The sequence below is a fragment of the Leucobacter sp. genome (assembly GCF_053528595.1).
In genome coordinates this window covers 54,410-66,111 of the sequence record NZ_JAIVPF010000094.1, presented here as the reverse complement: position 1 = coordinate 66,111, position 11,702 = coordinate 54,410, and the positions used below count along the sequence as shown (strand labels likewise).

Sequence of the window (11,702 nt, the reverse complement as noted above, 5' to 3'; positions counted from 1 at the left end):
TCGGAGAACTCGCCCATCGGGGTGTGCCCTATCGTCGCGCCGGACGGTCGGGCCTCCTGCTGCCCGCGTTCGCGCTCGGCCTCTGGCACAGCTTCGGTGAGACGCGCGAGCGCCGGGCCCAGGCGGACCTCATCGTCGGCGCGTTCGATCGCGGGATCACCCACTTCGACAACGCCAACCGCTACGGGCCGCCGTACGGCCACGCCGAGCGCGCGCTCGGCGACGTGCTGGGGCGGGAACTGCGCGCCCACCGCGACGAGATCACCATCAGCACGAAGGCCGGAAACCAGATCGCATCGCACCCGTACGGGGCCGGCGCGTCGCGCAAGCACCTCCTCGACCAGATCGATCGCAGCCTCGCCCGACTGGGCGTCGAGCACGTCGACGTCTTCTACTCGCATCGGCATGATCCCGCGACCCCGCTCGAGGAGACCGCCATCGCGCTCGCCGACATCGTGCGGCAGGGCAAGGCGCGCTACGCGGGCCTCTCGAACTACCCGCCCGAGGCGATCGCCGCGATCGCGCCGCTCCTGGCCGAGGCGGGCGCGCCGGCCGCACTCGTGCAACCGCGTTACTCGCTCCTCGATCGCACGATCGAACGGCCGGGGCACGTGCTCGATCTCGCCGAGACGCACGGTTTCGGCGTGGTCGTCTACTCTCCGCTCGCGCAGGGCCTGCTCACGGACCGGTACCTGCACGGAGCCATTCCCGAGGACGCCCGCGCCGGCCGCAGCGAGTTCCTCGGCACCGACTTCCTGACCGAGGCCTATCTGCGGCGCACCCGCGCGCTCGCAGCACTCGCCGAGGCGGAGGGGGCGACGACGTCGCAGATCGCTCTGCGCTGGATCCTGCGAGAGCAGGCCGTGACGAGTGTGCTGCTCGGCGTCAGCAAGCCCGAACAACTCGACGCCAACCTGGCGTCAGCACGCATCCCGCAGCTCGGCGACGCGCTCCTCGCGCAGCTCGACGAACTGTACCCGGACACACGAGAGGACTGATCCCGATCATGCACACCCCCAAGAGATGGCGCGGCCTGCACCTCGCCGCGGCGGCACTCGTCGCAGGAGCCCTGGCGCTCACCGCCTGCTCCTCGACCACTGCGAACGCAGGAGACCCGGCAGCGGAGACCAGCGAGGAGGACCGCTACGGCGGAACGCTGAACATCGGTCTCGATGCCGATCCGCAGGGCGTCGACGCCGCGGTCGTGAACCAGGTGTGGCGCCACGTGGCGCGCGCCCTCTCCGACTCGCTGGTCTTCCGCAACCCAGAGACCTCGGAGATCGAGCCGTGGCTCGCGAAGGAGTGGACCGTGAGCGACGACGCGCGCACGTACGGCTTCACCCTGCGCGACGATGTCACCTTCAACGACGGCACGAAGCTGACCGGCGAGGTGGTCAAGGCGAACTTCGAGAGCCTGCAGCGGGAGGGGATCCACTCCAGCGCGAAGACCATCGTGCAGGGCCTCTCGTCGATCTCGGTGCCGAGCGAGTACGAGGTGGTCGTCGAGTTCGCCGAGCCGAACGCCGCGTTCCTCCCGAGCCTGTCGCGCGCGCACGCCGGCATCGTCTCGGAGGCCACCGCGAAACTGCCGGTCGAGGAGCGGCAGAAGTCGGTCGACGGCAGCGGGCCCTTCGCGCTGGCCTCCTACACGGAGAACCAGGAGATCGTGCTCGAGGCCAGAGAGGACTACGACTGGGCGCCGGAGTACTTCGATCATGAGGGCCGGGCGTACCTCGACCAGGTGGTCTACAAGATCATCCCCGAGGACTCGGTGCGCAACGGCGCCGTCAAATCGGATGAACTGCAGTTCATCTACTGGGTCGACGGCACCTACGTGCCCGAGCTCGAGGCGGCGGGCCTGAACGTCTCGTCGGAGGCCGTGAATCCGGCGACGGGGGAGGAGTGGCCCGTCAACACCTCCTCGAAGTTCCTGCAGGACGTGAAGGTGCGCCAGGCGCTGCAGTACGGCATCGACCGCGAGGCGCTCGTGCAGTTCACCTCGAACGGATACGACCTCCCCGCCCAGGGACCGCTCAGCCCGGAGAACCCCTTCTTCTCGGACCAGAGCGAGTTCCTCCGCTACGACCCCGACCGTGCCGTCGAACTGCTCGAGGAGGCCGGCTGGTCGGAGATCGGGGACGACGGCATCCGGGTGAACGCCGACGGCGAGCGCCTCTCGCTGCGCTTCCCGAGCGATCGGCCCGCCGCCACCGCCGTGCAGGACCAGTGGAAGCAGATCGGCGTGGAGCTGGTGATCGACGTGCCGCTCGCCGCCGAGGCGAACGAGAAGCTCCTCTCGGGCGAGTACGACATCGCCTACTGGTACCACTCCTCGCCGGACGCCGACGTGCTGCGCGCCAACTACGGCGTGAAGACGGGTTCGAACCGCTCCTTCATCCGCGATGACGACGAGCGGGGCCAGGAGCTCGACGCGCTGCTCCAGGAGCAGAACACGATCCTCGATCACGCCGCGCGCCAGGACGTCGTCGACCGGGCGGCACGCATCCTCTCCGAGGACGCGTACGTGCTGAATCTCTCCGTCGACACCGACATCTGGGTGTCGTCGCCGCGGCTGCACGACATCAAGAACAACGGTCTCGACCAACTGCTGTACGACGCCTGGCTGACGCCGGCCGAGTAGGCGATCCGCGAGGAGCATCATGGCTACGTCGATCACCCGGAGGCCGGGCGCCGCGCGCGCCGGCCTCCGGGCCTCGCACCGGAACGGCGCCGCCGCGTTCGCGCGGTATCTCGGCAAGCGGCTCATGTACGGCGTGATCGTGCTCTGGGGCGCGTTCACCGCGAGCTTCTTCCTGCTCTACATCCTGCCGGGCGACGCCGCAGGAGGTCTGACCTTCGGGGCCGATGGAGAGGACATCGAGGCGCTCCTCGCGGAGCAGCGAGCCCTCCTCGGCCTCGATCGGCCGGTGCTCGTGCAGTACTTCGATGCCCTCTGGGGTGCGCTTCACGGTGATTTCGGCGACAGCATCTACCAGCGCAGGCCTGCGACCGAGCTCTACTTCGAGTCCTTCGGGCAGACGCTGGAGCTCGCGGCGACCGGTCTCCTGCTCGCCGTGATCCTCGGCATCGGGCTCTCCGTGCTCATCGAGCTCGTGGACTGGAAGTGGGCGCGTGAGACGCTGCTCTCGCTCCCGGCGATCGCGGTCGCCGTGCCCCCGTTCTGGATCGGTCTGCTGCTGCTCCAGTTCTTCGCGTTCAAGCTCGGCGTCATCTCGTCCACGGGGAACGACAGCTTCCTCGGGCTCCTCGTCGCTTCGCTCGGCCTCGCGATCCCCGGCGCGGGCGCGATCTCCCAGCTGCTCACCGCGAACCTGCGCGGGGCGCTGACGTCGCCGTACATCGAGACGGTGCGCAACTGGGGTCTGGGCGAGCGCGCCGTCGTCATCCGGCACGCCCTGCGCAATTCGCTGCTGCCGGTCGTCACCTCCTTCGGCACCACCGTCGGCATCATGATCGGCGGCACGGTGCTGACGGAGACGGTGTTCTCCCGGCTCGGGGTGGGACGTGTGATCGTCGACGCCGTCGACGGCCGCGACACGCCGGTCGTGCTCGTCTGCGTCACGGTGAGCGCCGCGATCTTCGTCGTCGTCAACTTCATCGTCGACGCGCTCTACCCGCTGATCGACAAGCGGATCTCCCTGGAGGAACGATGACCGACCTCATCTCGCCGCCCCGCGCCGTGCCCGGCGCCGACGGCAGCCGCGCCCATCCCCGCGACCCGGGGGATGCGAGGCAGTCCCGCGGCAGCGCCGAAACGGGACCCCCCGGATCGCAGAACGGCACCGCGGGCGACGGCGCCCCATCGGCCGGCCGCCGCCTGCTCTCGGCGGTGTTCGGACGCCCTGCGCTCCTCGCCGCCTGGATCTGGATCGCGGTGGTGCTCGCCGCGGCGTTCGCGCCGCAGTGGTTCACCTCGTTCGATCCGCTCCAGCAGGACGCGTACTCCCGCTTCCTGCCGCCGAGCGCCGAGCACCCGTTCGGCACCGACGACTACGGCCGCGATCAGTTCGCGCGCACCGTCCACGGCACTTCGGAGTCGCTGCAGGCGGCGGTCGTCGCGGTGCTCATCGGGCTGGTGTTCGGCTCGCTCATCGGGCTCGTCGGGGGAGCGCTGAGGGGCGCGGTCGACACGATCCTCATGCGCGTGATCGACATCATGCTAGCCGTGCCGAGCCTCATCATCGCGCTCGCGATCGTCACGGCGCTCGGCCGCGGCACCATCAACATCGCGATCGCGATCGGGATCACGAGCGTCGCGACGTTCGCCCGCCTCATGCGCTCCGAGGTGCTGCGCGTCCGCGGTCTGCCGTACGTGGAGGCCTCCGCCTTCGCGGGGCACGGCGCCGCCTACCGGCTCTTCCGGCACATCGTGCCCAACGCCTCCGGCTCGGTGCTCGCCGCGGCGACACTCGAGATCGGCACCGCGATCCTCGGTGTCGCCGCGCTCAGCTTCCTCGGGTTCGGAGCACCGCCGCCCACTCCCGAGTGGGGCGCGCTCGTGGCGGGCGGCCGCTCGTTCCTCACGGTCCAGTGGTGGCTCAGCACGCTTCCCGGGTTCGTCATCGTCATCTCGGTGCTCGCGGTCTACCGGATCGGGCGCTCCATGAACAAGGGGAGGACCAGCGTTGTCGGATAGCACCATTCTCGAGTTCTCCTCGCTGTCGCTGGAGTACCGGGTGCGCGGGCGGGCCCCGCACCGTGTGCTCGACGAGGTCGGGTTCTCCCTGCCGCGCGGCGAGATCCTCGCGCTCGTGGGCGAGTCCGGATCGGGCAAGAGCACGCTCGCCCGCGCGGTGACCGGCACCCTGGCGGCCAACGCGCGGATCGCCTCCGGGTCGGTCAGGCTCGACGGTCGCGAGCTCGTCGGGCTCCGCCCCAAGCAGTACCAGCGGCTGCGGGGGCGCACGATCGGGTACGTCCCGCAGGACGCGCTGCTCGGGCTGAACCCGCTGATCCCGGTCGGCAGGCAGGCCGAGGAACCGCTGCGCGTGCACACCGGACTCGACCGATCCGCGCGCCGCGAGCGGGTGCTCGAGCTCTTCGATCGCGTCGGCCTGCGACGGGTCGAGCAGGTCTACGACAGCCGTCCGCACGAACTCTCCGGGGGCATGTGCCAGCGCGTGCTCATCGCCGCCGCGATCGCCGCCGAGCCCGAGCTCATCGTCGCGGACGAGCCGACCACCGCCCTCGACGTCACCGTGCAGAAGCGGATCCTCGATCTGCTCGTCGAGCTGACCCGATCGGAGAGACTGAGCGTGCTGCTCGTGACGCACGATCTCGGCGTCGCCGCGGAGCGCGCACAGCGCATCGTCGTGCTGCAGAACGGCCGGCTGGTCGAGCAGGGTACCGCCGCAGCGGTGGTGTCGGCGCCGGCCGAGGAGTACACGCGCCGGCTGATCGAGTCGTCCCACCTCGGGCGCACGGCCGTCGACGTGGCGGAGTCCCGGCGCAAGCGCACCGAGGCCTCGCGAGCGCGAAGCGAGGAGGCGCGATCGGACGACCCCCCGGTCGTGCTCGCCGAGGGGCTCCGCAAGACCTTCGCCGACCGGGCGGGCGAGCCCGTCGTGGCGCTCGACGACGTCTCGCTGAGCGTCGCCCGGGGGAGCACGCTCGGCATCGTCGGCGAGTCCGGATCGGGGAAGACGACGCTCATCCGCACTCTGGCCGGTCTTGCGAAGCCGGACGCGGGCACGGCTCTGATCCACGGCGAGACGGTGGATCCCGAGGCCCGCGGCGCGCGGGGCCGCCGCCGGCTCTACCGCCGACTGCAGATCGTCTACCAGAACCCCTTCGCCGCGTTGAATCCGAGGCACACGGTCGAGACGATCCTCGAGGAGCCGCTCACGGGATTCCGCCTCGGCAACCGCGGGGAACGGCGCCGTCGGGTCGCCGAGCTGCTCGATCTGACCGGGCTCCCCGCGAGCGTCGCGAGCCGCTACACCGCGGAGCTGTCGGGCGGGCAGCGTCAGCGGATCGCCATCGCCCGCGCGCTCGCGGTCCGGCCGGAGGTGCTCATCTGCGACGAGCCGGTCTCGGCGCTCGACGTCACGGTGCAGCGGCAGATCCTCGATCTCCTCACCGAGCTGCAGCGCGAACTCGACCTCACCTATCTTTTCGTCTCCCACGATCTCGGGGTGATCAGCGAGATCTCCGACGAGATCCTCGTGCTGCAGCACGGAGCCGTGGTCGAGAGCGGAACCGCGTTCGACGTGCTGCGCAGCCCGCGCACCGACTACGTGCGCGAACTCCTCGCCGCGATCCCGCAGCCCCGCCTCCCCGGCCTCGCAGGGGATCCGGCCCGGGCCTGATCCCGGAACTCCGAACCGCACATCAGAAAGGCACATCATGAGCGATACTCCGGCACGGCACCTGCACCTGGGCTACATGTACTGGGTGAACGGCACCCACTGGGGCGGGTGGCGCCAGCCCGAGGCCCCCACCGACGGAGCCTTCGACTTCGCCTACGCGCTGCGCGCCGCGCAGGCCGTCGAGCGCGCGAAATTCGACTTCTTCTTCCTCGGCGACACCCTCCCGGGCGATCTCGTCGCCGAGCAGTGGATCACCACGCACAACACCGGGCGGCTCGAACCGTTCACGCTCGCGTCGCAGCTCGCGCTGCAGACCAGCAGGATCGGCATCGTCGTCACCGCGCACCCGACCTACTACGATCCCTACATCCTCGCGAGGCTCACCGCCTCGCTCGACCACCTGAGCGGCGGACGGCTCGCCTGGAACGTGGTGCTCGGCGCGAACGACGTCGCCGCACGCAACTTCAGCCTGCCCGACCTCGGCGGCGAGACCCGCTACGAGCGGGCCGACGAATTCATCGAGATCGTGAAGCGCTTGTGGGACAGCGTCGAGGACGGCGCCTACATCCAGGACAAGGAGGCCGGCGCCTTCGTCGACGACCGCAAGATCCACCGTCTCAACTGGGCCGGCAAACACTTCAGCGTCGAGGGTACGCTGCCCCTGCGGCGCCCGCCGCAGGGGCACCCGCCCCTCCTCTACGCGGGTGCGAGCGAGCTGTCGCGGCAGCTCACCGCGAAGTGGTGCGACGTGAACTTCACCGGACCGAAATCGATCCGCGACTCGGCCGAGTTCAACGCCGACGTGCGCGCCCGTGCGGCCGCGCTCGGACGCAACCCCGAGGAGGTCTTCTTCCTGCCGGGGGTCACCCCGATCATCGGGGACACCCGCGAGGCGGCGATCGCGATCTACGATCGGCTCAACGCGTCCCTCCCGCTCGACGAGGATCCGGTCACCGGCGGTCATGACGCCGCGTACTGGCGGGAATTCACCGGGAATCCGCGGAACGGCGGGCCGCTGCGGCACGGCGTGCGCAATCTCGCCGTGGTCTCGGCCCGGATCGGCGTCGACCTCACCGGGCTGGGTCTCGAGGGGCTGATCACCGAGGAGCTCGCGGCGGACGTCAACGACGAGGGGCACCGTCTCCTCGCGCAGGCGGCGTCGCGCACGGACCGCAGGCCCGGCGGAGCCCAGCCCCTGCGGGCGAAGGACCTGCTGTACTCGGCGATCATCGACGGCTTCCCGATCATCAACGGCACGGCGGCGCAGGTCGCCGATTTCCTCGAGGAGTGGTTCACGAGCGGGGCGGCCGACGGCTTCAACATCCAGTCGCCGTACCTGTGGTCGCAGCTCGATCGCTTCGTCGACGAGGTCGTGCCGATCCTGCAGGAGCGCGGGCTGCATCGCCGCGAGTACGAGAGCGAAACGTTCCGCGGGCATCTCGGTCTGCCGCGCCCCCGCGGCTTCTTCGAGTCGCCGGATGACGGCGGGGCTGTGCCGGACACGGGGAACGCTGATACCGTCGAGCAGCATGCGGCGGCACCGGCCGCCTCAGCCGACGTGGAAACGGAGCCCGTGAGTGTCTGATCAGCTGCTGCAGGGGAGCGCCGCGGCTGCGGCCTCCCCCGTTCCCGAGATTCCCGCCGAGCGCGTCGCCGGAAGCGTCGCGGAGCTCGTGGGCGGCACGCCGCTCGTGCGCATCAACCGGGTCGTGCCCCCGGGAGGGGCACGCGTGCTGGGCAAGCTCGAGGCCGCGAACCCCGCCTCGAGTGTGAAGGACCGCACCGCGCTCGCCATCGTCGAGGCGGCGGAGGCCGACGGGCGCCTCCAGCCGGGCGGCACGATCATCGAGGCGACGAGCGGCAACACCGGCATCGCGCTCGCGTGGATCGGCGCCGTCAAGGGCTACCGCGTGGTCATCGTGATGCCGGACGACGTGTCGGAGGAACGGCGCACCCTGCTGCGCGCGCTGGGCGCGGAGCTCGTGCTCACGCCCGGGCCGCAGGCGATGGCCGGGGCCAACGAGGAGGCCGGGCGCATCCTCGAGGCGACGCCGGGCGCGTTCCTCTCGGGCCAGGGCGGCAACGACGCCAATCCGGCGGTGCACGAGCGCACGACGGGTCCCGAGATCTGGGCGGATACCGCCGGCTCGGTCGACGTGCTCGTCGCGACCGTCGGCACCGGCGGCACGCTGACGGGCGCCGGGCGCTTCCTGAAGGCGCAGAACCCGGCCATCCGCGTGATCGCGGTCGAGCCGGCGGAGGCGCCTGTGCTGCAGGGCGGCGAGTTCCAGCCGCACAAGATCCAGGGCATCATCGGCGGCAACGGCTTCCCGCCGGTGCTGGAGATCGAGATCGCCGACGAGATCATCGGGATCCCGCAGGACGAGGCGATCCGCACGGCGCGCGAGGCGCTCGCGCTCGAGGGGCTGCTCGTCGGCATCTCCTCCGGCGCGGCGCTGGCCGCGGCGCGCGAGCTGTCGGCGCGGCCAGAGTACGCGGGCAGGACCATCGTCGCGATCCTGCCCGACACGGGGGAGCGCTACCTCAGCACCGAGCTCTTCGACCACGCGCGGGGATGATCCGCCCCGACCGCTCGACGGGATCCGCGTCATGAGCCCTTCGGCTTCGGCTTTCCCTTCGGCCTCGGCCTCGGCTGGGGAGTAGTGCGCCGGAGCACCGCACCCACCCACCCCTCCGCGCGGCGCCCGGGCGCCTCGTTCGCGCGCCAGTTGTTGTCACCTCGCGTCGGTTGAGGTGACAACAACTGGCGCGCGAAACGGTTGCGCGAAACGGTTGCGCGAAACGGTTGCGCGGCGGCGCGGGTCTGGACGGGCAAGGGTCTGGTCGGCGCGTGCGGGGCGGCGCGGGTCTGGTCGGCGCGGGATCGCGGAGCGCCCGTTTTGCTAAGCTCGACGGCGGAGGGTTGTCCGAGCGGCCGAAGGAACTTGTCTTGAAAACAAGCATGCAGTAACCCTGCATCAGGGGTTCAAATCCCCTACCCTCCGCCAAAACCCCACTGCCTCGCGGTGGGGTTTTTGCGTCCCACGGGGATTCCTCGAGAGCCCCTCCGACCGGGCGCAGTCTCCGGCAGGATCGGGATCCGAGGATCCGAGGATCGGGATCCGAGGATCCGAGGCGATCGTCGAGGGGCGGAAAACACGGGCGAATCGCCGAAATCACCCGCGTTTCTCGCCACTCGGGGGGAGAGTCCCGGCCATGCCGATCCAGCCGCACCGTCATCCTGCGCGGAGCGAGCGCCCTCGGGCGAGTGCTGAGGATGCGGCACGCATGTACCATCCGCGTCGTCGGAGCGGCTCCTGGCTCTTCTGGATCGGCCCGGCCCCGGTTGCGGCATCGCTTCCGCGGCTCTTCTTCGGGATCCCGATCTCCGAGGGGTCCGCGCCGGCCGGTCTCTCACTCGGCTCCATCGCCCGCGGCGACGGCACACCCTCCTCCTCACCGAAGCCCCCGAAGGGGGGATCGTTTGCCGGACCGGGACCGGCTACTCGTCGAGAATGATGTCGCTCGCCCGCAGCGCGCGGATCTCACCCTCCTCGAGCTCCAGCACCGTGCCGTCCGCACCGAGCCAGTACCAGGCGCTCAGGTCGGGACCCGGGGTATCGCGACGCGTCAAGGTGTAGAGCACGCCGTTCACGTCTTTGGTGTTCATGCCCCCGAATATAGACCCCTCCCGCCAGAACGGGCTGAGCCCCCTCTCGGAGATCCGGGAGGGGGCTCAGGGAGGGCCACGAGCCGGCAGCAGCCAGTCGCGAGCGGCGGCTTCAGGCGCTCGCGAGCTGCGGCGAGGGAGCGGCCGCGGCGGCGCGCGCCGGCAGACCGCTCGCGGGGACCGAGCTGCCCTCGTAGGCGAGGTAGCCGCGCTGGATCTCGATCTTGTCGGCGATGAACTTGGCGTCGTGCCACACGCCCCAGATGAAGGTGGAACCGCGATGCGACTGCCAGGGCAGGCCGAGGAAGTAGACGCCGGGCTCGGAGGAGACGCCGCGCTCGTGCTTCGGCAGCCCGCGCTCGTCGAGGGCGTCGACCTGCAGCCAGCCGTAGTCGACGCGGAAACCGGTGGCCCACACGATCGAGGTGATCCCCGCCTCCGCGAGGTCGAGTTCGAGGACCGGATCGACCACGCACTCCGGCAGCGGGCCGAGCTCGCGGGCCTCGGGCTCCTCGGGCAGATCGATGCCCGTGCGGGCGACGTAGGCGTCGGCATCGTCGAGGATCGAGAGGTAGTTCTCGTCGCCCCGGCGGATGTTCTCGGCGAGGTCGGAGCCGAAGCGCATGACCCCGTCGGCATAGGCGTTCGCCCGGCCTACGAGGGTGATGCCGCTCGCCGCGAGGTCGCGGAAGTCGATGGTCTGGCCACCGCCCGCCCCGCTCACGGCGATCGTGACGTGCTCGGCGCCCTCCGCGGGCGTGGACTTCTCCCAGAGCCCGAGCGTGCCGAGCCACCACACGAAGCTGCGGCTCCGGTAGCGCTGGGGCGGGCGGTCGTGCGGACCGACCGCGAGGAACACCTCGCGCCCCGCCTGGCGCAGTTCGTCGGCGATCTGCACACCCGAGGATCCCGCGCCCACGACGAGCACGGCGCCTTCGGGCAGCTGCTGGGGGTTGCGGTACTGGCTGGAGTGGATCTGGCGGATCCCGGCCTCCTCGGGCACGATCGGCGGGACCGAGGGCAGCTGGAAGGCTCCGGTGGCCGCGACGACGTAGCGGGCCTCGAAGGGGCCGGCACTGGTCTCCGCGATGAAGCCGCCGCGGCCCTCGTCGCGGCGCACCGAGGTCACCTCCACGCCGGTGCGGATCGGCAGGCCGAACTTCTCGGCGTACGCCTCGAAGTAGGCGGCGACGCGCTCCTTCGGGGCGAACTCGTCGGGGTCGACGTCGTCGAACTCCAGGCCGGGGAAGCGGTCGTGCCACGCCGGACCGTTGGCGACCAGCGAGTCCCAGCGCTCCGAGCGCCAGCGCTCCGCGATGCGGTTGCGCTCGAGGACGACGTGGGGGATGCCGCGGGCGGTCAGGTGTTCGCTGAGGGCGACCCCGGCCTGGCCGGCGCCGACGACGAGGACTTCGGTGACCTCGGCTGCTGGGCTGGACATAGTTCTTCTCCGCTCGGATGACTCGATGGCGAGGAGCGGGCCGGCGTGCGCGCCGGGATCCGCGCCGGGGATGAGAACCGGCTCATCCCGCTGCCCCAAGCAAACAACAGGAGGCGCGGGCAAAGCCAATATGCTTTCGCGGTCCACTGCATCTATTGAGAAGATGGATTCACGTAACTGGATCGCTTTAATGCATGTATGGGTGGCCGCGCGGCGGTCATCGATGCCGCGCGCGGCGAAGCCGGTCGTGCTGCAGGAGCTG

The 11,702-nt window shown here is 70.6% G+C and carries 9 protein-coding genes and 1 tRNA gene; 8 read left to right on the top strand and 2 right to left on the bottom strand.

Features of this window, described 5'->3' with window-relative positions:
- The first annotated feature begins 23 nt into the window (after positions 1 to 23).
- The 8 genes from ACWKZU_RS18775 (at position 24) to ACWKZU_RS18740 (ending at position 9,337) form a co-directional block, all read left to right on the top strand.
- Entirely contained in the window at positions 24 to 998 is a 975-nt protein-coding gene (locus ACWKZU_RS18775) for an aldo/keto reductase (RefSeq protein WP_449283864.1), read from the top strand.
- An 8-nt stretch (positions 999 to 1,006) separates the two neighbouring features.
- Positions 1,007 to 2,641 (top strand): ABC transporter substrate-binding protein, encoded by a 1,635-nt coding sequence (locus ACWKZU_RS18770; RefSeq protein WP_449283862.1) that lies wholly within the window; start codon positions 1,007 to 1,009, stop codon positions 2,639 to 2,641.
- Positions 2,642 to 2,660: 19 nt separating this feature from the next.
- The gene (locus ACWKZU_RS18765; protein ID WP_449283861.1) at positions 2,661 to 3,674 is read left to right on the top strand and encodes an ABC transporter permease; all 1,014 of its coding nucleotides are present in this window, start codon (positions 2,661 to 2,663) and stop codon (positions 3,672 to 3,674) included.
- Positions 3,671 to 4,657, top strand: coding sequence for an ABC transporter permease (locus tag ACWKZU_RS18760; RefSeq protein ID WP_449283860.1), 987 nt, complete (start codon positions 3,671 to 3,673; stop codon positions 4,655 to 4,657). The genes ACWKZU_RS18765 and ACWKZU_RS18760 overlap by 4 nt, the downstream gene beginning before the upstream one ends.
- Positions 4,647 to 6,329 (top strand): dipeptide ABC transporter ATP-binding protein, encoded by a 1,683-nt coding sequence (locus ACWKZU_RS18755; protein ID WP_449283859.1) that lies wholly within the window; start codon positions 4,647 to 4,649, stop codon positions 6,327 to 6,329. Before ACWKZU_RS18760 ends, ACWKZU_RS18755 begins: the two co-directional genes overlap by 11 nt.
- 37 nt (positions 6,330 to 6,366) lie before the next feature.
- A complete protein-coding gene (locus tag ACWKZU_RS18750; protein WP_449283858.1) occupies positions 6,367 to 7,914 on the top strand; it encodes an NtaA/DmoA family FMN-dependent monooxygenase in 1,548 nt (515 codons plus the stop codon).
- Positions 7,915 to 7,963: 49 nt separating this feature from the next.
- Positions 7,964 to 8,908, top strand: coding sequence for a cysteine synthase A (cysK, locus tag ACWKZU_RS18745; protein ID WP_449283863.1), 945 nt, complete (start codon positions 7,964 to 7,966; stop codon positions 8,906 to 8,908).
- 338 nt (positions 8,909 to 9,246) lie between these two features.
- Positions 9,247 to 9,337: transfer RNA gene (locus tag ACWKZU_RS18740), tRNA-Ser, on the top strand.
- Positions 9,338 to 9,831: 494 nt separating this feature from the next.
- Here the strand turns inward: ACWKZU_RS18740 and ACWKZU_RS18735 are convergent.
- The gene (locus tag ACWKZU_RS18735; protein ID WP_449283857.1) at positions 9,832 to 9,999 is read right to left on the bottom strand and encodes a hypothetical protein; all 168 of its coding nucleotides are present in this window, start codon (positions 9,997 to 9,999) and stop codon (positions 9,832 to 9,834) included.
- 112 nt (positions 10,000 to 10,111) lie between these two features.
- Positions 10,112 to 11,440 carry a flavin-containing monooxygenase gene (locus ACWKZU_RS18730; protein ID WP_449283856.1) on the bottom strand — a complete coding sequence of 443 codons (1,329 nt, stop codon included), beginning with the start codon at positions 11,438 to 11,440 and terminating at the stop codon, positions 10,112 to 10,114.
- Positions 11,441 to 11,702 lie beyond the last annotated feature (262 nt).